This window comes from Streptomyces sp. NPDC051207, assembly GCF_040682395.1.
Lineage (GTDB): Bacteria > Actinomycetota > Actinomycetes > Streptomycetales > Streptomycetaceae > Streptomyces.
On sequence record NZ_JBFBAX010000010.1, the window covers coordinates 38,333 to 56,811 of the forward strand.

General features: G+C 73.0%; 18 protein-coding genes. 10 read left to right on the forward strand and 8 right to left on the reverse strand.

The window, feature by feature from the left end; all coding sequences use genetic code 11:
• Positions 1-37: 37 nt before the first annotated feature.
• The 5 genes from AB0M97_RS12670 to AB0M97_RS12690 form a co-directional block, all read right to left on the reverse strand.
• Entirely contained in the window at positions 38-808 is a 771-nt protein-coding gene (locus AB0M97_RS12670) for a succinate dehydrogenase iron-sulfur subunit (protein WP_365960815.1), read from the reverse strand.
• Entirely contained in the window at positions 808-2,562 is a 1,755-nt protein-coding gene (gene sdhA / locus AB0M97_RS12675; protein ID WP_365960816.1) for a succinate dehydrogenase flavoprotein subunit, read from the reverse strand. Before sdhA ends, AB0M97_RS12670 begins: the two co-directional genes overlap by 1 nt.
• Positions 2,563-2,581: 19 nt before the next feature.
• Positions 2,582-3,073 (reverse strand): succinate dehydrogenase, hydrophobic membrane anchor protein, encoded by a 492-nt coding sequence (gene sdhD / locus AB0M97_RS12680; protein WP_365960818.1) that lies wholly within the window; start codon positions 3,071-3,073, stop codon positions 2,582-2,584.
• Between the two features lie 5 nt (positions 3,074-3,078).
• Positions 3,079-3,459 carry a succinate dehydrogenase, cytochrome b556 subunit gene (gene sdhC, locus AB0M97_RS12685; protein ID WP_365960819.1) on the reverse strand — a complete coding sequence of 127 codons (381 nt, stop codon included), beginning with the start codon at positions 3,457-3,459 and terminating at the stop codon, positions 3,079-3,081.
• Between the two features lie 191 nt (positions 3,460-3,650).
• Positions 3,651-4,145 (reverse strand): 2-oxo-4-hydroxy-4-carboxy-5-ureidoimidazoline decarboxylase, encoded by a 495-nt coding sequence (locus AB0M97_RS12690; protein ID WP_365960976.1) that lies wholly within the window; start codon positions 4,143-4,145, stop codon positions 3,651-3,653.
• Between the two features lie 241 nt (positions 4,146-4,386).
• On the opposite strand from AB0M97_RS12690, the gene AB0M97_RS12695 reads away from it, so the two are divergent.
• The 8 genes from AB0M97_RS12695 (at position 4,387) to AB0M97_RS12730 (ending at position 12,249) form a co-directional block, all read left to right on the forward strand.
• Positions 4,387-6,021: a glycoside hydrolase family 20 protein gene (locus tag AB0M97_RS12695; RefSeq protein WP_365960820.1), complete on the forward strand. Its 1,635-nt coding sequence runs from the start codon at positions 4,387-4,389 to the stop codon at positions 6,019-6,021.
• A gap of 243 nt (positions 6,022-6,264) precedes the next feature.
• Complete coding sequence (locus AB0M97_RS12700) at positions 6,265-6,828, forward strand: hypothetical protein (protein ID WP_365960821.1); 564 nt, start codon at positions 6,265-6,267, stop codon at positions 6,826-6,828.
• Positions 6,829-7,027: 199 nt separating this feature from the next.
• Positions 7,028-7,435, forward strand: coding sequence for a hypothetical protein (locus AB0M97_RS12705; RefSeq protein ID WP_365960822.1), 408 nt, complete (start codon positions 7,028-7,030; stop codon positions 7,433-7,435).
• Between the two features lie 424 nt (positions 7,436-7,859).
• Positions 7,860-8,300, forward strand: a complete 441-nt coding sequence (locus tag AB0M97_RS12710; protein WP_365960823.1) for a hypothetical protein — start codon at positions 7,860-7,862, stop codon at positions 8,298-8,300.
• 148 nt (positions 8,301-8,448) lie between these two features.
• Positions 8,449-9,066 (forward strand): RNA polymerase sigma factor, encoded by a 618-nt coding sequence (locus AB0M97_RS12715; RefSeq protein WP_365960824.1) that lies wholly within the window; start codon positions 8,449-8,451, stop codon positions 9,064-9,066.
• Positions 9,067-9,240: 174 nt separating this feature from the next.
• Positions 9,241-10,161, forward strand: coding sequence for a hypothetical protein (locus AB0M97_RS12720; RefSeq protein WP_365960826.1), 921 nt, complete (start codon positions 9,241-9,243; stop codon positions 10,159-10,161).
• Positions 10,162-10,570: 409 nt separating this feature from the next.
• Positions 10,571-11,233, forward strand: a complete 663-nt coding sequence (locus AB0M97_RS12725; RefSeq protein ID WP_365960827.1) for an RNA polymerase sigma factor — start codon at positions 10,571-10,573, stop codon at positions 11,231-11,233.
• Positions 11,233-12,249: a hypothetical protein gene (locus tag AB0M97_RS12730; RefSeq protein WP_365960828.1), complete on the forward strand. Its 1,017-nt coding sequence runs from the start codon at positions 11,233-11,235 to the stop codon at positions 12,247-12,249. The genes AB0M97_RS12725 and AB0M97_RS12730 overlap by 1 nt, the downstream gene beginning before the upstream one ends.
• A 588-nt stretch (positions 12,250-12,837) precedes the next feature.
• On the opposite strand, the gene AB0M97_RS12735 is transcribed toward AB0M97_RS12730, so the two are convergent.
• Positions 12,838-13,674: a L,D-transpeptidase family protein gene (locus AB0M97_RS12735; RefSeq protein WP_365960829.1), complete on the reverse strand. Its 837-nt coding sequence runs from the start codon at positions 13,672-13,674 to the stop codon at positions 12,838-12,840.
• Between the two features lie 344 nt (positions 13,675-14,018).
• Here AB0M97_RS12735 and AB0M97_RS12740 point away from each other — a divergent pair, with 344 nt between their 5' ends.
• Both AB0M97_RS12740 and leuE read left to right on the forward strand, forming a co-directional pair.
• On the forward strand, positions 14,019-15,599 hold the full coding sequence (locus AB0M97_RS12740) for a methylmalonyl-CoA mutase family protein (RefSeq protein ID WP_365960830.1): 1,581 nt from the start codon (positions 14,019-14,021) through the stop codon (positions 15,597-15,599).
• A gap of 102 nt (positions 15,600-15,701) precedes the next feature.
• Positions 15,702-16,352 (forward strand): leucine efflux protein LeuE, encoded by a 651-nt coding sequence (gene leuE / locus AB0M97_RS12745; RefSeq protein WP_365960831.1) that lies wholly within the window; start codon positions 15,702-15,704, stop codon positions 16,350-16,352.
• A 13-nt stretch (positions 16,353-16,365) separates the two neighbouring features.
• Here leuE and AB0M97_RS12750 read toward each other — a convergent pair whose 3' ends face one another.
• A complete protein-coding gene (locus AB0M97_RS12750) occupies positions 16,366-17,277 on the reverse strand; it encodes a class I SAM-dependent methyltransferase (protein WP_365960832.1) in 912 nt (303 codons plus the stop codon).
• A gap of 63 nt (positions 17,278-17,340) precedes the next feature.
• Complete coding sequence (locus tag AB0M97_RS12755) at positions 17,341-18,429, reverse strand: acyltransferase (protein WP_365960977.1); 1,089 nt, start codon at positions 18,427-18,429, stop codon at positions 17,341-17,343.
• Positions 18,430-18,479 lie beyond the last annotated feature (50 nt).

Below are 18,479 nucleotides of genomic sequence, written 5' to 3' on the forward strand. Positions count from 1 at the left end.
CGCGGACGGGGCCCCGGGCGGCACGGCGACGAGAAGGTCAGAAGCGGCGCGTGATCAGCGCCCGCTTCACCTCCGCGATCGCCTTGGTGACCTCGATACCGCGCGGACAGGCGTCCGTGCAGTTGAAGGTCGTGCGGCAGCGCCACACGCCGTCGCGGTCGTTGAGGATCTCCAGGCGCTGCTCGCCGGCCTCGTCGCGCGAGTCGAAGATGAAGCGGTGCGCGTTGACGATGGCCGCCGGGCCGAAGTACTGCCCGTCGTTCCAGAACACCGGGCACGAGGAGGTGCAGGCGGCGCACAGGATGCACTTCGTCGTGTCGTCGAAGCGCTCGCGGTCCTCGGCGGACTGGAGCCGCTCGCGCGTGGGCTCGTTGGTGTCCTTCGTGATCAGGAAGGGCATCACGTCCCGGTACGCCTGGAAGAACGGCTCCATGTCGACCACGAGGTCCTTCAGGACCGTCAGGCCCTTGATGGGCTCGATCGTGATCGGCTTCTCCGGGTTGATGTCCTTGATCAGCGTCTTGCAGGCCAGGCGGTTCCTGCCGTTGATCCGCATGGCGTCCGAGCCGCAGATGCCGTGCGCGCAGGAGCGACGGAAGGTCAGCGAGCCGTCCAGGTCCCACTTGATCTTGTGGAGACCGTCCAGGACGCGTTCCTTGGGATCGATCTCCAGCCGGAAGTCCTCCCAGGTCGCCTCCGCCGAGACCTCCGGGTTGAAGCGGCGGACCCGGAAGGTGACGGTGATGTACGGGGAGGCCGCCGACGCGGGGTCCGGGGTCTCGGCCTTGTCCAGAACAGGGGTTGCCATCAGTACTTACGCTCCATCGGCTGGTAGCGGGTCTGGACGACCGGCTTGTAGTCGAGACGGACGGACTCGGTGCCGTCGGCGCCCACCTCGCGGTACGCCATGGTGTGACGCATGAAGTTGACGTCGTCGCGGTTCGGGTAGTCCTCGCGGTAGTGGCCGCCGCGGGATTCCTTGCGGGCCAGCGCGGAGACGGCCATGACCTCGGCCAGGTCGAGCAGGTTGCCCAGCTCGATGGCCTCCAGCAGGTCGGTGTTGAACCGCTTGCCCTTGTCCTGGATCGCCACGTTCTTGTACCGCTCGCGCAGCTCGGCGATCTTCTCGACCGCCGTCTTGATGGTCTGCTCGGTGCGGAACACCATGACGTTGGCGTCCATGGTCTCCTGCAGCTCGCGGCGCAGGGTGGACACCCGCTCGTTGCCGGTGGACGTGCGCAGCCGCTCGATCTGCTCCAGGACGAAGGCCTCGGGCGCCTCGGGCAGCTCCACGAAGTACGCGCGCTGCGAGTAGTCGGCGGCGGCGATGCCCGCGCGCTTGCCGAACACGTTGATGTCCAGCAGCGAGTTGGTGCCGAGCCGGTTGGCGCCGTGCACGGACACGCAGGCGACCTCGCCGGCGGCGTACAGGCCCGGCACGACGGTGGTGTTGTCCGCCAGGACCTCACCCTCGACGTTCGTCGGGATGCCGCCCATGGCGTAGTGCGCGGTGGGCTGGATCGGGATCGGGTCCGTGTACGGCTCGATGCCCAGGTAGGTCCGCGCGAACTCCGTGATGTCGGGCAGCTTCGCGTCGAGCTGCTCCGGCGGGAGGTGCGTGAGGTCGAGGAAGACGTGGTCGCCCTCGGGACCGCAGCCGCGGCCCTCGCGGATCTCGGTGTAGATGGAGCGGGAGACGACGTCACGGGACGCGAGGTCCTTCATGACCGGCGCGTACTTCTCCATGAAGCGCTCGCCGTCCTTGTTGCGGAGGATGCCGCCCTCACCGCGGGCGCCCTCCGTCAGCAGGATGCCCATGCGCCAGATGCCGGTCGGGTGGAACTGGAAGAACTCCATGTCCTCCAGCGGGATGCCCCGCCGGTACACGGCGGCCTGGCCGTCACCGGTCAGCGTGTGCGCGTTGGAGGTCACCTTGAAGAACTTGCCGCAGCCGCCGGACGCGTAGATCACGGCCTTCGCGTGGAAGACGTGGATCTCACCGGTGGCCAGCTCGTACGCCACGACACCGGCCGACTTCTTGACGCCGTCGACCTCGGTGATCAGCTGGTCCAGGACGTAGAACTCGTTGAAGAACTCCACGCCCTCCTTGACGCAGTTCTGGTACAGCGTCTGGAGGATCATGTGGCCGGTGCGGTCCGCGGCGTAGCAGGACCGGCGGACCGGGGCCTCGCCGTGGTTGCGGGAGTGCCCGCCGAAGCGGCGCTGGTCGATGGTGCCGTCCGGGGTGCGGTTGAACGGCAGGCCCATCTTCTCCAGGTCGAGGACGGAGTCGATGGCCTCCTTCGCCAGGATCTCGGCGGCGTCCTGGTCGACCAGGTAGTCACCGCCCTTGACCGTGTCGAAGGTGTGCCACTCCCAGTTGTCCTCCTCCACGTTGGCCAGCGCGGCGGCCATGCCGCCCTGCGCGGCGCCCGTGTGGGAGCGGGTGGGGTAGAGCTTGGTCAGCACGGCGGTGCGGCTGCGCTTCGTCGACTCGATGGCGGCGCGCATACCGGCGCCACCGGCGCCGACGATGACGGTGTCGTACTTGTGGATCTTCATGATTCTCGCAGCCCCGTGCCTAGCGGATGTTCGGGTCGAAGGTGAAGATCACCAGCGTGCCCAGCAGGATGGTGAACACCGTGGCGGTGTAGAGCAGGCCCTTGAGCCACAGCCGGGTGTTCGCGCGCTCCGCGTAGTCGTTGATGACCGTGCGCAGTCCGATGGTGCCGTGCAGCATCGCGAGCCACAGCATCAGCAGGTCCCAGACCTGCCAGAAGGGGGACGCCCAGCGGCCGGCCACGAAGGCGAAGCCGATCTTGGAGACACCGCCGTCCAGCACGAGCTGGATCAGCAGGTGGCCGATGACCAGGACGACCAGCACCACGCCGGACAGCCGCATGAACAGCCAGCCGTACAGCTCGAAGTTGCCGCGGGTGGACTTCGGCGACTTGGTGGTGCGCTTGCGCGGGGCCTCGATGAGGGGCGCGGGGTTGTCGACGCTGTAGAGGGAAGCGCCTTCAGCGCCCTCCACGGGGCCGACACCGGAAGCGGTGGTTTCAGTGGTGGACATGGGCGTCAGCTCCCGAACAGTTCACGAGCGGCGTGGCCGAGGACGGGGTAGATCGCCCCGATCATCAGCACGACCCACAGGCCGACGACGGACCAGAGCATCTGCTTCTGGTAGCGCGAGCCCTTCGACCAGAAGTCGACGGCGATGACACGCAGACCGTTGAGCGCGTGGAAGAGGATGGCGGCGACGAGGCCGTACTCCAGCAGCGCGACGATCGGCGTCTTGTACGTCGCCACGACCCTGTCGTAGGCCTCGGGAGAGACACGGACGAGAGCGGTGTCCAGGACGTGCACGAACAGGAAGAAGAAGATGAGGACGCCGGTGACTCGGTGAGCCACCCAGGACCACATTCCTTCCCGGCCGCGGTACAGCGTTCCAGCCGGCACGGAAGTTTCCTCCGGGAGCGGGGATTGGGGCCGCGCCGGCTTCTGTGTCGGTCGGGCCCGGCCGGGTACGGTCCACCGGCCCCCAGCATCGTAGCGATGCGCCGCCGCGGGGCTGACGGGGGGCCTGCCGGTGTGATCAATGTGGCACGCGTTCGGGGTACCGTGTGCGGCTTCTGTGCCGGGGTGCCCCGCTATGTCCCTGGGGCGGGATCGCCGTGGTCCCCCGCGCGGTTCCCCGCGCCCCTCAGCGCGTCCAGCAAGCGTTTCCTGGCCAGACGGCGCAGATGCTCGGCCGCCACGATCCGTTCCTCCTCCGGATCGTTCGCCAATCGTGACCCGATGCCCTCCAGCACCCGGTCCGGTATTTCGCCGACGGGCGTGTCGCCGAGATAGATGACGAACACATGACCGAATTTGGCCTCGTAGGCGGCGTGCGCGGCGCTGAGGGCGGTGTGCGCGGCGGAGTAGGTGCCGGCCGGCAGCGCGGGCAGCGACTCGGCGGCCAGGGCCTGCGCGAGGTCCGCCGGGGTCAGGTCGTAGGCGGCCTCGTCCGCGGCGGCGAGCAGGGCGCCCGTGTCCGGGTACGGGCGGTGGGCCGCGACGCTCTCGGCCCAGCCGAGGCTGCCGAGGCAGGCGAGCAGCAGCCGCCGTACGGTGTCGGCCGGTGCCGTGTTGAAGTGCGCCAGCGGGGAAGGCGTGCCGCGCTGCTGCTCCGGTACGGCGACCCGGCCGGGGAGGTCTGGGAGACGGTGCGCGGGCAGCGTGGGTCCTCGTGGGCGTCGCGTGCGTGTCGGCAGGGGATGTGTGAGAGATGTGCCGTCACGGTATCCAGAGTGGTCACGGCGTGTCCGACAGATGCCCGAATTTCACCCGGACGGGAGAGTTCAGGAACGTGTGGTGGACGGTTCTCTGCTTACGGTGGGCGCGATGAGCCAGCACAGGCGCCGGCCACCGGCGCGCAAGGTGAAGCAGCGGCGGATCGTGGCGGCAGCGGTCGCCGGGGTCCTCGCCGCCGCCGGTCTCGGCGTCGGCCTCTGGGCGGCCGGCGGCGACGACGGCGACCCGGCGGGACGCTCCACCGGCGCCGCCCCGGCCCGCGAGGCCCCGCGCAGCAGCCCGAGCCCCACCCGCTCCTACCCGCTGTCCACCGCGCCCCGCACCATCCCCGCGGTGCGCGACCACACCCCGGCGCGCGGCCCCGGCTGGCGCCCCGAGCGCGGCAACCGCGTGGTGGTGGCCGACGCCGACCTGGCCGACGAGGGCCGGCTCATCGCCCGTGAGCTGGGGCTCGGTTACGCGGGCGAGAAGGACGACGTGCGCGAGGGCGACCTGCGGCTCGCGCTGAGCGGCGACGAGGGCGCGAACCCGGAGTCGTACACCATGACCGTGCGCGGCGGGCGGGTCACCATCAGCGGGCCCGCCGACGCGGGCGTCTTCTACGGCACCCGCACCCTCAAGCAGACGGTGCGCGGCGGCGGCACCGCCCCCGAGGGCGTCGTGCGGGACGAACCGGCCAAGCCGCGGCGCGGGTTCATGCTGGACATCGCGCGCAAGCACTTCACCGCCGACTGGATCGAGGACCGGGTCCGCGAGCTCGGCGACCTGAAGTTCAACGAGCTGGGCCTGCACTTCTCCGACGACCAGGCCTTCCGCATCGAGTCCGACACGCACCCCGAGGTCGTCTCACGGGACCACCTGACCAAGGCGCAGGTGAAGAAGATCGTCGCCCTCGCGGCCGAGCGGCACATCACGGTCGTGCCCGAGATCGACTCGCCCGGACACCTCGGCGCCGTCCTCGCCGCCCACCCCGAGCTCCAGCTGCGCAACGTGAACGGCGTGCCGACCCGCGGCGCCATCGACATCTCCCGGCGCGCCGCCGCCGACATCGTCGACGACCTGCTGAACGAGTACGCCGGCCTGTTCCCCGGCAGCCGCTGGCACCTCGGCGCCGACGAGTACCAGGCGCTGGTCGTCTCCGACCCGCAGGCGTCCTTCCCGCAGCTCGCCGCCGCCGCCCGCCGGACGTACGGGGCCGGGGCCGGCGTCGCCGACCTGGCGACCGGCTGGCTCAACGACCGCGCCCGCACCGTCCGCGCGCACGACCGCACGCCCCGCGCCTGGAACGACGGCTTCTTCCGGGACACGTCCGTGACGGCGGACAAGGGCATCGAGGTCGCCTACTGGACGGGCAAGGAGATCGGCGCCCGGCAGCCGGTGGAGTACCTGAGCGCGGGCCGAAAGGTCCTCAACTACAACGACGAGTACCTGTACTACGTCCTCGGCGAGCCGCAGACCTTCGTCTACCCCACGGGCGAGCGGATCTACGAGCAGTGGACGCCGCGCGTGCTGCGCGGCAGCACCGCCGTGCCCGCGCGGTACGACGACCAGATCCTCGGCGGCAGCCTCGCCGTCTGGTGCGACCTGGCGAACTCCCAGACGCAGGCGCAGGTCGCGGCCGGCATCCGGATGCCGCTGCGGGCGACCGTCCAGAAGCTGTGGGACCCGGACCGGCCCGAGCTGTCCTGGGCCGAGTTCACAGCGCTGGCGGACCGCCTCGGCTGAGCGGGGCCCCGCCTCCCCGCCCCGCGCACCGCGGCCGACTCCTTGACGTACCGGCCGCCGACCTCGACCCTTTGGCCGAAAACATGTCGTGCACCTGCACGACGGCCCGGCGTGGTGCCGCTGTGACACTCCCGGGCCGTCGCACGCAGTACGGCAAAGTGGCGGGCTCCGTGAGAAGGGCGCCCGGTGAGGGCCTGTGGAGGCCAGTGGAGTCCCCGGCGGACCCCGCAGAGGGAGGCGTGGATGAGCCTGGTGGAACTGATCGCACGGGCCGACGAACGCGGCCTGGCCGCAAGCGGGCTGGCTTGTTTGGATCGGTGCGTGCCCCTGCTCGGCGGCGACGACGAGGTGCTGCGCCCGCTGTGGGCGAGCCTCACCGACGACGTCGGCGACGACTGGGCCGCCTGCCTGGAGCAGGCCCGCGGCAAGCTGGACGCGCCGCCCGAGGGCGAGGACGCGGCCGGCGACGAGGCCGTGCTGCTGGCCCGCCGCATGCTCGCCCAGGCCCCGGCCGACCGGAGCCCCGCGGGGGTCCGCGCGTGGGCCGACGCCTGCTCGGTCGCCTCGCTGCGGATCCACCGGCTGCTCGACCCCGCCGACGACGAGGACTCGGTCGACGCGCGGCGCGAGGGCCGTACGGACGGCATGTCGCCGCTCGTCGCCGCCGAACTGCGCCGCCAGGTCGCCGTCCTGGAACTGCTCGCCGGGCACGGCGGGGCCGGGCTGCGTCCCGCGCTGGAGGTCGCGACGGAGGGGCGGCGCGTGCTGCGCGCGGTGGTGTCGCGGCGGGCGCGGGCCCGGAGCTGACGGGGCGGCGCGCCCTGCGCCGGACGGGCCGTGCGCGTCGGGACGGCAAACCTCATCCGTGGGGAAGTCGTGTGACCTTCCTGTAGGTGGTGTGCGGTGGATGAGGGCGCGTCGCGGTGGTCCTGTGCCGGTCCGGGGGATCCGGCCTGGCCGGAGTGACGTTTCGCCGCCGGGCCGCGCTGCTCCCCATGTGACGACTGTGACGACACAGCACGAATCCAGGCCCTCCGCCGCGTCGAAGCCGGCCCGCTGGGCGGCCGACACGGTGGCGACGATGCGGGAGGGGGCGCGGCTGCGGCTCGACTACTCGGCGCAGAGTCTGTGGAGCGTCGACCGGATGATCGACGGCATTCGACGGGAGGAACCGCCTCCCGCCGCCGTGGACCTGGTGCTGCGGGGATTCGGCGCGTACGCCGGTGAGGTGATCGTCCGGCAGACCGGCGGCGAGTGGTGGGCGTCGGGCGGCGAGTACTGGGTGCGGACGCCGGACGGGCGGCTGTGGGACCCGATGGACGAGGCCCGGCGGTGCTACGCCGGGGACGGCTCCCTGCGGCTGCTGTGCCGGGACGCGACGCAGACGACGGACGGGGCCGCCCTCCAGCCGTAGCGGGCCGGCCATGGGCCGGGACGCCACGGCGGCGAACGGAGACGGCCGGTGCCGGTGGGTTACGGCGTCAGGGTCTGGCCCGGGGGGCGTCCGTCGGGGTGCCGAGGGTCGTCCTGCCGCAGATGACCGCCTCGGAGTGGCCGAGGCCCGTGCTGTTGCTCGGCAGACACCCAGGTGCCCAGCGCGTCACCGGACTCGTTGCCGCCAGGCACGGACGTCCTGTCCTGGTGGAGGACCTTCATGCCGGCCGTGGCTGAAACCCGGTCGACGTGCCGTACAGGCGGCACGTGGTTGTCCAGGGAACGCGACACGGCGGTGTGTTCATGCACACGTCCGTGACCAGTGATGTTCGCGGGCCTCGTGGCGCTGGACGTCAGGGGGAGCGGCGGGTGTTTCCCCACCGGAGGCAAAGGGGTGGGGTCCCATGACGCAGGTCCACGAACGCACGCCCGGCGCGGCCGACATGCGCGCCTGCGCCAGAGCCTTCGTCACACGTGTCACCGCCGGCAACCGGCTCCCCCTCGACTACTCCACGGCCAGCCTGCGCGTCGTCGACTTCCTCGTCGACGGCCTGCGCAAGGGCGGCGCCGACCAGGAGCGGGCCCGGGCCGCGCTGTTCGGGCTCGGCGCGTACGTCGGCGAGGTCCTCGTCCGCCGGGCGGGCGCGGTGTGGGTGGACTTCGACGCCGAGCAGCGGGCCTACTTCGGCCAGCCGGTCGGCGTACGGATGCCCGACGGGCGGGTCTGGAACCCGCTCGGCAAGGTCCACAACCGCTTCCGGGCCGGCGATCCGCAGGACTCGCTGCAGACCTTCTACCTGACGCTGCACGGCAGGGCCCGGCGCGCCCCACCCGCCGCCGTGTGAGCCACGGGGTCCGAGCTGCCCGGGTGCACGGGGTGACCTGTGACACTTCCGCGGTGTCCGGCGCTGATGACCGTGGGGGGTGCGGGCACGGCCGAACGTGCCGCACGACGCGGAATCGCCACTCACTCGGTACGGACGAGGACAATTCTTGGGCCACGGAGGGGAATCCCGCCGCACACAGGCGTACGACGGGGAGTTGGGCGCGGCCGTCGCGCGGGCCCAGGAAGGCGACGAGGCCGCTTTCGCGGTCGCCTACCGGCTCGTGCAGCCCGGACTGCTCGGCTATCTGCGCGGACTGGTCGGGGACGAGGCCGAGGACGTGGCGTCCGACGCCTGGCTGGAGATCGCCCGGGACCTGGGGCGCTTCAAGGGCGACGGCGCCGGGTTCCGCGGCTGGACCGCGACGATCGCCCGGCACCGGGCACTGGACCACCTGCGCCGCAGGCGGGTGCGGCCCCAGGCGACCACGCTCGAACAGGACGTCCTGGACCTGCCCGGCCCGCACAGCACCCACGAGCAGGTGCTGGAGACCCTGTCCACCGAGCAGGCCCTGAGCCTGGTCCGCGCCCTGCCGCGCGACCAGGCCGAGGCCGTGCTGCTGCGGGTGGTCATCGGCCTCGACGGCCCGGCCGCCGCCCGCGTCCTCGGCAAGCGGCCGGGCGCGGTACGGACGGCCGCCTACCGGGGGCTGAAGCGCCTCGCCAAACAGCTCGGCGCGGAGAGTGTGACGGATGAGGCTCCCCGGACGCTGGGGGAGTCGACATGAACTTCGCCGCGAGCGGCGGCCCCGGCCCGGCGCCGGGCGGGCTGAACGGGCAGGACGGATCCCCCCGTGGCACGGGGCGGACGGGCGTTCGTGCGACGCGGACCGGTGACGGGCCCGGACGGAGACACGGCACCGGCGGCAGCGCGGGCGGAACAGACGAGGACGGGTACGGACATGGGTGAACAGCACAGCGACGGCGGGCGCACCGGCCGTCGGCGCGCGCACCCCGGCGACCCCGTGCCCGACGCCGCCTTCGAGGCCCTGCTCGGGGCGGCGCTGCGCGCCGGCCAGGTGGACGCCGAGGCCGAACGGCGCGCCGTGCACGCGTTCCGCGAGGCCCGGGACGCCGGTGCGCACCGGGCCCGCACCCGGCGCCGGGACGACTGGCGGCCCCGGGGGCGGCGCGGTGCCGGGCGCTCCCTCAAGACGGCCCTGTCGGTGCTGCTGGCGGGCTTCACCCTGGGCGGGGTCGCGTTCGCGGCGATCGGCGGCACGGACTCCTCCGCGCAGGGCACCGGCGACGAACGACGCCCGGCCGGTTCCCCCGCGGACGGCTCCGGGCAGCGGGACACCGGCTCCGCCGGCCCGGCGTCGCCCTCCGCGTCCGCCGCGCCGGACCGCCCGGGAACCACCCGGGACACCGAGACCCACTGCCGGGCCTACGAGCAGGTCAAGCAGCGCGGCAAGAGCCTGGAGGCGACGGCCTGGAAGCGGCTCGTGCAGGCGGCGGGCGGCGAGAAGGAGGTCGACGGCTTCTGCGCCCGCGAACTGTCCGAGGCGGTACTGGGCTCCGGGTCCGACTCCGGCTCCGATTCCGGCTCCGGGTCCGACTCCGGCTCCGATGCCGGTTCTGGGTCCGATTCCGGGTCCGGTCCCGGGGCGGCGCCGGGCGGCTCCCGCGCCCCGGCCACGCCTCCGACTCCGGACACCCCGGCCGACGCCACGACACGCGCCCCGGCGGCCCCGAGCGCCGGGGCCCCCACCACACCGGCGGCCCCGGACCGGGGCGCCGACACGGGAAACCCCAAGGACACGGGCGACAGCCGCCCGGACGCGGACGCGGACACGGGCAGGGGCGGTGCCGGGAACGGCTAGAGGCCCGGGCCGCAGGGCGGGAGGCGCCTGACCGACTGGCCGCAGCGGCAGGCAACGCCCGGCATCGCCGCAGGTCGGGACAGGCGAGCCAAGGCAACGGCCGGGGCCGCCACCCCCCACAGGAGAGGCCCCGGCCGTCGCGCGGTACGGGCCGCGCGGCGGCCCGTACTCTCTACAGCGGCGCGGGCGCGTTTTGTGTCACACCCCCCGCGTCACGGGTTGGTTGCGTCTTGTACCAACGTGGACGGGGGGCGGTTTCACGCCGTAACGTGCCCTTCGCGCGCCGGTGCGGAGGCGGACCGACCACCGCCACCACCTGCGGCTTGACCGCACATCAATCATCGAGGAACCACGACGGCGAGAACCCGGTCCGCGAGAGCGGCGCCGGCTCAGGCGCAAGAGGGGCGCGGTGCTGGGGGACGACGCGGAGCTGACGGCCGCGGTGCATGCGGCACAGGGCGGGGACGAGACCGCGTTCCGGACTGTGTACCGCGCCGTGCACCCGAGGCTGCTCGGGTACGTACGGACACTCGTCGGCGACCCGGACGCCGAGGACGTCACGTCCGAGGCCTGGCTGCAGATCGCCCGCGACCTGGACAGGTTCAGCGGCGACGCCGACCGGTTCCGCGGCTGGGCCGCGCGCATCGCCCGCAACCGCGCCCTGGACCACATCCGGATGCGTGGCCGCCGCCCCGCCGTGGGCGGCGACGAGACCGAACTGGCCGGGCGGGCCGCCGAGTCCGACACGGCGGTCGAGGCCATGGAGGCGCTGGCCACCGACAGCGCGTTCTCCCTCATCGCCCGGCTGCCGCAGGACCAGGCCGAGGCGGTCGTGCTGCGCGTGGTCGTCGGCCTGGACGCCAAGTCCGCCGCCGAGACGCTCGGCAAGCGGCCCGGCGCCGTCCGTACGGCCGCGCACCGCGGTCTGAAGCGGCTCGCCGAACTCCTCTCCGGCGATCCGGAATCGGCCGACGGCCTCGGCGCCCTGCCTCCTCAGCGACAACCGCGCGCCCGTCCGGTGACGTCCGCAAGTGTGACGGATACGCGCGCGCGGACGCAGAAGGACATGTGATGGCCGACGAGCAGTACCGGTGGCTGGACCGCGGAACGGCGGAGCGTTTGCTGAGCGGAGAGCCCCTCGAAGCTGTCGACGCCGCCGCCCGTGAGCAGGTCGAGCAGCTTGCCGAAACCCTGGGTGCGCTGTCCGCGCCACCCCCGCTGACCAGCGACGAACTCCCCGGAGAGGCCGCCGCGCTGGCCGCGTTCCGCAAGGTCCGCGCCGAGCGGGACGCGGCCTGCGCCCCCGTGGGCCGGCGCGGCGCGGACGCCGGTGCGGCACGCCTCGGCGAGCGGGAGCGCCGCCGCTGGGGCAGGCCCGCGCGGCTCGCCCTGGCCGCCGTGCTGACCGCCGGGATGGTCGGCGGTGTCGCGGTCGCGGCGGGCACCGGAGCCCTGCCGTCACCGTTCCGCGGGGACGAACCGGAACCCGCGGCCTCGGTGTCGGTCGCCGAGACCGAGCGACCGCCGGTCTCCCCGTCACCGGACGGCTCCGCGCGCGGACAGGCCACCCCCGGCGATTCCCCGGAGGGCGCGGCGCCCGGCAAGGGCGGCGGCGGCCGGGACGGCGGGGCGGGCGGCGACGGCCGGGACACCGGCCGCGGCAGCGCGCCCGGCGAGCAGGGGCGGGACTCCGCCGACGCCGCCGAGCGGGTCGAGCGGATCGCGTCCGCCTGCCGCGACGTCCGGGACGGCAAGGACCTCAGCGCCGACAACGAGCGTGTGCTGGAGAGCGCGGCGGGCAGTTCGACGCGGGTCTGGACGTACTGCGAGGGCGTGCTGGCCGACACCGGCTCCGGTGCCGCGGAGGGCGAGGGCCAGGGCGGCTCCGGCGAGGGCGGCGGGTCCGGGCAGGGCGGCGGCGGCAAGGGCCGCGGCGACCGCAGCGGCTCGGGCGGACAGGGCGGCAAGGGCGGTGGCGAAGCGGGCCACGGCTCGGCGGCGGACGACGCTCGCCGAACCGACGGCGCGGGCGTCCTGCCGGACACGTCCGGCGCGCCGACGCCGGTGACCGTCCCTGTGGAGCCGTAGGGGTTCCCGTCCGTGGAGGCGTACGCGTCCAGGTGAGCCGTGGGGCCTGTGGAGTCGCGGGCGTCCTGGGCGACGGGGCGCCGCCACCGTCGTGCCGGGCGCGTCCGCCGCGCCGACCTCGCTTGCCGCGCTCGCCGTCTCTGGGGAGCCGTAGGGGTCCCGGACGCCGGGGCGCCGCCGTCCTGCCGGGCGTGTCCCCGTGCCGATGCCGGTGTCCCCGTGCACCGTCCCCGTGGGCCCGTACGCATCCTGGCGCAACTCGTGGCCGTCCGGGCGTCGGGGTGTCGCCGTCGTGCCGGGCGCGCGTCCGCCGTGCCGACGTCGGTGACCGCGCCCGCCGCCCCCTGGAGCCCCAGGCGCCCCCGGCGTCCGGTACCCGGTTCCGGCCCGCGCCCCCCCTTTCACCTGCGATTTCGCGGTTCATGGATTTTTCTGCGCCAAGGGTGTGACACTTTCGGCCGTTCGCGCGCAGTACTGAGTGAGCCGACTGGTCATCGGCCGTCGCACGGAGCCGGGGTTCCCCCCGTACCCACGGCTCGTGCACCTGCGCGGGCGGGACACGTTCCCCCGGTCCCGCCCGCGCCTCACTCACCAGTGCACGACGACCTTGTCGCCGCTCCTCACCTGCGCGAACAGCGCCGCGACGGCCGCCTCGTCCCGTACGTTGACGCAGCCGTGCGAGGCACCGGCGTAACCGCGGGCGGCGAAGTCGGCGGAGAAGTGCACGGCCTGGCCGCCGCTGAAGAACATCGCGTACGGCATCGGCGAGTCGTACAGCGTCGACCAGTGCTCGCGCGACTTCCAGTACACCCGGAACACGCCCTCGCGGGTCGGCGTGTACTGCGAGCCGAACCGGACCTCCATCGTGGACACCGTCCGCCCGTCGACCATCCAGCGCAGGGTGCGGCTCGTCTTGCTGATGCACAGCACCCGGCCGCTCAGGCAGCGCGGGTCCGGCGCGTCGGGCGGCTGGCCGCCCATCAGGTACAGCTCCCACTTGCCCGGCTCGCGCGTCATCCCGAGCAGTCGCTGCCAGGTGACCCGGTCCGTGGCACCGGTCTGCGGCAGCCCGCGCTTGCCCTGGAAGCCGCGCACCGCCCGCTCGGTGAGGTCGTCGTACGTCCCGGTCGGCCCGTCGTGCAGCCACTCCACCTGGCGCAGCCGCGCCTGGAGTTCGCGGACGTCCGGGCCGTCGGCGCCGCGGGACCACAGCACCGGGGCCGGAGCCGACGCCTCCGGTCTGCCGTCGTCCCGCGGGGCTGCGGGGGCGGAACCGGGGGCGGACGAGGCGCTGTCCGGCAGCTCGACGCGTACCGGCGGGCCCTGTCCGCCCGCCCCGTGCGCGGGCTCCACCCTGCAACCGCTCAGCGCGCCCGCGCCGCCCACCGCGGCCAGCGCCACGAGCGCCGCGGCACTCCTGCCCATGCCCCTGATCCGCACTCGGCCCCCTCCACGTCTCACGGCCCGCCGGACCGACCCGGCGTCACTGTGATGTTCCCCGGACGCGACGGCCGTGAACAGAACGACACCGGCCGAGCGACGCAGGCGAGCGACATCGGCCGAGCGGCACCGGCCGAACGACACGGACCGCCCCGCGCCGGGCGCGCGACAGCGATGTGACCGGTGCCGCAAGATGGCTGTGAGGAAGGTCCCAGCGGGCGCCCCTCCACGGGGTGCACGCCCGCCGCTACAGTCCGTCGAAGGGTCGCCGTACTGGCAGGTAACCGGCGGGTAACCCGAAACAACGCTCAGCGGGAGGCATCAACACCATGGCGCGCGAGTCGGAGTCCGGACTGCCCATTGAGCCGGTCTACGGGCCGGAGACCCTTGAGGGCTGGGACCCCGCCGAGAAACTGGGCGAGCCGGGCCGGTACCCCTTCACCCGCGGCGTGTACCCGACCATGTACACGGGCCGCCCGTGGACCATGCGGCAGTACGCCGGCTTCGGCACCGCGACCGAGTCCAACGCCCGCTACAAGCAGCTGATCGCCAACGGCACCATGGGCCTGTCCGTGGCCTTCGACCTGCCGACCCAGATGGGCCACGACTCCGACGCCCCGATCGCGTCCGGCGAGGTCGGCAAGGTGGGCGTCGCCATCGACTCGATCGACGACATGCGGGTGCTGTTCGACGGCATCCCGCTGGACAAGGTCTCCACGTCGATGACGATCAACGCCCCGGCGGCACTGCTCCTGCTGCTGTACCAACTCGTCGCGGAGGAGCAGGGCGTCAGCGCGGACAAGCTCACCGGCACGATTCAGAACGACGTGCTGAAGGAGTACATCGCCCGGGGCACGTACATCTTCCCGCCCAAGCCCTCGCTGCGCCTGATCGCGGACATCTTCAAGTACTGCAGGGCCGAGATCCCGAAGTGGAACACCATCTCGATCTCCGGCTACCACATGGCCGAGGCGGGCGCCTCGCCCGCGCAGGAGATCGCGTTCACGCTGGCCGACGGCATCGAGTACGTGCGCACGGCCGTCGCGGCCGGCATGGACGTCGACGACTTCGCGCCCCGGCTGTCCTTCTTCTTCGTCGCCCGTACGACGATCCTGGAGGAGGTCGCCAAGTTCCGCGCGGCGCGGCGCATCTGGGCGCGGGTGATGCGCGAGGAGTTCGGCGCGCGGAACCCCAAGTCGCTGATGCTGCGCTTCCACACCCAGACGGCCGGGGTCCAGCTGACGGCCCAGCAGCCCGAGGTGAACCTGGTGCGCGTCGCCGTGCAGGGCCTGGCGGCGGTGCTCGGCGGCACGCAGTCGCTGCACACCAACTCCTTCGACGAGGCCATCGCGCTGCCCACCGACAAGTCCGCGCGCCTGGCCCTGCGCACCCAGCAGGTCCTCGCCTACGAGACGGACGTGACCGCGACCGTCGACCCCTTCGCCGGGTCCTACGTCATCGAGAAGATGACCGACGACGTCGAGGCGGCGGCGCTGGAGCTGATGGAGAAGGTCGAGGAGCTGGGCGGCGCGGTCAGCGCCATCGAACACGGCTTCCAGAAGGGCGAGATCGAGCGCAGCGCCTACCGCATCGCGCAGGAGACCGACTCCGGCGAGCGGGTGGTCGTCGGCGTCAACCGCTTCCAGCTCGACGAGGAGGAGCCGTACGAGCCGCTGCGCGTCGACCCCGCCATCGAGGCGCAGCAGGCGGAGCGGCTGGCGAAGCTGCGCGCCGGGCGCGACCAGCGGGCGGTGGACGCCGCGCTGGCGGCGCTGAGGAAGGCCGCCGAGGGCGAGGACAACGTCCTGTACCCGATGAAGGACGCCCTGCGGGCCCGCGCGACGGTGGGCGAGGTGTGCAACGCGCTGCGGGAGGTCTGGGGGACGTACGTGCCCTCGGACGCGTTCTGACCGGGGCCTCGGCGCAGCCCCGCGCGGGCGGTCCGGGCGGGGCCCGGTGCGACCCCGCAGGACCGCTCCCGAGTGTCGTACCCCCGTGCGACACTCCTGTCCATGTTCGGTGTCATCGATCTCCCCACCTACCTGGCAGGTCTGATCCTCATCGTCCTGATGCCCGGTCCCAACTCGCTGTACGTGCTGTCCGTCGCCGCCCGGCGCGGAGTGCGCGCCGGGTACACCGCCGCGGCCGGCGTGTGGTGCGGCGACGCGGTGCTGATGACGCTGTCCGCGGCCGGCGTCGCCTCGCTGCTCCAGGCCAACGCCGTGCTGTTCGGGATCGTGAAGTTCGCCGGGGCCGGGTATCTGACCTGGCTCGCGGTCGGCCTGCTGCGGGCCGCCTGGGCCATGTGGCGGACGCGGCGGGAGGAGCCGGAGCCCGCCGGGGCGCAGCCCGCGGCCACCGACGAACGGCCGTTCCGCCGTGCCCTGGCCATCAGCCTCTTGAACCCGAAGGCGATCCTGTTCTTCGTCGCGTTCTTCGTGCAGTTCGTCGACCCCGGGTACGCCTACCCCGCCCTGTCGTTCGTCGTCCTCGGCACGCTCGCCCAGCTCGCCAGCTTCCTCTACCTCACCGCGCTGATATTCAGCGGCACGAAGCTGGCCGCCGCCTTCCGCCGCCGCCGGCGTCTGACGGCCGGGGCGACCTCGGCGGCGGGAGCGCTGTTCCTGGGCTTCGCCGTGAAGCTGTCGCTGGCGGGCGCGTAGCAGGAGTCGGGGATCACGCGCGCCGGGCGCGTGCCCGGCGCAGGCCGCGCACCAGCAGCGGGGGCAGCAGGTCCACGGCGAGTCTGCGCACCCGGGAGCGCGGGGGGCGCGACGCGGTGACCGCAGGCGCGGGGGTGGCCGCGGGAGGTGCCGGTTCGGGCGTCACGTAGTGCCTCGAGCGCGGGAACGGCGGCGGCTGCACGCCCCGGGACCGCGCCCGCACCAGCCGGTGCCCCGCCGCGTGCTGGACACTCAGCCCGCAGTCGTTCCGCTCCCGCAGCATCGCCAGCAGCTCCTCCTGGACCGGCTCGGGGTCGCCCCAGGTGCCGTACAGCTTCTGGGTGCTCAGGCAGATCGGCTTCAGGCCGCGGTTGAGGACGGCCTCCCAGACGGCGACCGCGACGCCCGGCGTGTGCTCGGAGCGGAAGTCGTCGAGGACCACGATGCCGTCGGGCCGCAGGATGTCGCGGGCGGCGCCGATGTCGCCGTGGACGTGCTCGTACAGGTGCGAGGCGTCGATGTGGACGAAGCGGCAGGTGCCGGGCTCGACCTCGCCGGAGATGACGGAGCTGGGCGCCTGGAGCACCCGGGGCAGCTCGTCGTGGAAGGAGAGGTAGTTCCGCTCGAAGGCCTGCCGGGTGAGCGAGGCGTACGACTTCGTGGTCTCCGCCTGGTTGGCCCCGTCCGGGGCGTCGCTCTCGAACAGGTCGCAGACGGTGAAGCGCTCGCCGTGGCGCAGGTGCGCGCCCAGCAGGATCGCGCTCTTGCCGAGGTACACGCCGAGTTCCAGCAGGTCGCCGCGGACGCCGCCGGCCTCCTGGCGGTCGAGGAACCAGGTGAACAGCATCTGGTCGAGGGGCGGGAACCAGCCAGGTACGTCGTTCAGCTCGCCCGGCAGCGTGTGGGTTGCTTGTGCGTTGGCCATGGAGTGATCCTGCTCACTTCCCGGTGTGCGAACTGACCTTCCGCTGAACGTCATGTGAACACCTCAGCGATTCTTGGCCAGAGCGGTGCGCAGCCGGGGGGTGAGCGGCTTTTCGACGAACCGGTTGAGCAGCCAGGCCAGCAGCAGCATCGCCGCCACCGTCAGCGTGAACGTCACCGCCGACGGCAGACCCAGGCCCCGGTGCAGGGCGTGGATCACGACCCAGCCGAGGTGCTCGTGCACCAGGTAGAACGGGTAGGTCAGCGCCCCGGCCACCGTCAGCCGGCGCCAGTTCGCCCAGTGCAGCCGGCCCAGCGCGATCGCCGCGACGGCCACGAAGCCGAACGTCACGACGGCGGCGATGCCGAGCGAGGAGCGGTAGGAGAAACCGCCCGCGTCCGGGGCGTGCCACAGCTCCTGCACCGCGTAGTGCTGGCCGATCAGCCAGCTGACGCCCACGATGCCCCAGGCGTAGGCGTCCCGCCGGTCGCGGTGGACGAGGTACAGGCCGATGCCGCCGATGAAGAACGGCGCGTACTCGGGCATCAGCACCAGGTCGAGCAGCGGCTCGTTCGCGGCTTCCGCGATCACCGCGGCCAGGGTCCAGCCCGCGCAGAACATGATCACGCGCTGCCTGCCGGCGCCGGGCAGCACGACGCACAGGGCGAACAGCGCGTAGAACCGGACCTCCGCCCACAGCGTCCAGCACACCCCGAGCACCCGGTCCGCGCCCAGCGGCTGCTGCAGCATGGTCAGGTTGACCAGCGCGTCGCTCGGGGAGACCGCCTCGTAGGCGACCACCGGCAGCGCGAACACCGCCGTCACCAGGATCACGGCCGCCCAGTAGGCGGGCAGCAGCCGGGACGCGCGGGAGGCGAAGAACGACTTCAGGGGGCGTCCCCAGCCGCTCATGCAGATCACGAAACCGCTGATCACGAAGAACACCTGCACGCCGAGGCAGCCGTAGGCGAAGAACTCGTGCAGCGTCGGGAACTGCCGCTTGGGCGAGCTGCCCCAGGCCTCGGTGACCTCGCCGCCCCGGCCGCCGTAGTGGTACGCCGCCACCATCAGCGCGGCGACCAGGCGCAGCCCGTCCAGGGCACGCAGCCGGTCCTGGCGCGGTGGCCGGGTACGCGCCGGTCCCACGGGCACTTCGACGGCGGGACGGACGGCAGTGCTGGTCACGGGAGGTCCTTCCTGTG

Bases quoted from the DNA above. Each gene is read 5' to 3' on its own strand.
- AB0M97_RS12670 (WP_365960815.1), bottom strand. From the start codon at position 808: ATGGCAACCCCTGTTCTGGACAAGGCCGAGACCCCGGACCCCGCGTCG.
- sdhA (WP_365960816.1), bottom strand. From the start codon at position 2,562: ATGAAGATCCACAAGTACGACACCGTCATCGTCGGCGCCGGTGGCGCC.
- sdhD (WP_365960818.1), bottom strand. From the start codon at position 3,073: ATGTCCACCACTGAAACCACCGCTTCCGGTGTCGGCCCCGTGGAGGGC.
- AB0M97_RS12695 (WP_365960820.1), top strand. From the start codon at position 4,387: ATGAGCCAGCACAGGCGCCGGCCACCGGCGCGCAAGGTGAAGCAGCGG.
- AB0M97_RS12700 (WP_365960821.1), top strand. From the start codon at position 6,265: ATGAGCCTGGTGGAACTGATCGCACGGGCCGACGAACGCGGCCTGGCC.
- AB0M97_RS12710 (WP_365960823.1), top strand. From the start codon at position 7,860: ATGACGCAGGTCCACGAACGCACGCCCGGCGCGGCCGACATGCGCGCC.
- AB0M97_RS12720 (WP_365960826.1), top strand. From the start codon at position 9,241: ATGGGTGAACAGCACAGCGACGGCGGGCGCACCGGCCGTCGGCGCGCG.
- AB0M97_RS12730 (WP_365960828.1), top strand. From the start codon at position 11,233: ATGGCCGACGAGCAGTACCGGTGGCTGGACCGCGGAACGGCGGAGCGT.
- AB0M97_RS12735 (WP_365960829.1), bottom strand. From the start codon at position 13,674: ATGGGCAGGAGTGCCGCGGCGCTCGTGGCGCTGGCCGCGGTGGGCGGC.
- AB0M97_RS12740 (WP_365960830.1), top strand. From the start codon at position 14,019: ATGGCGCGCGAGTCGGAGTCCGGACTGCCCATTGAGCCGGTCTACGGG.
- leuE (WP_365960831.1), top strand. From the start codon at position 15,702: ATGTTCGGTGTCATCGATCTCCCCACCTACCTGGCAGGTCTGATCCTC.
- AB0M97_RS12750 (WP_365960832.1), bottom strand. From the start codon at position 17,277: ATGGCCAACGCACAAGCAACCCACACGCTGCCGGGCGAGCTGAACGAC.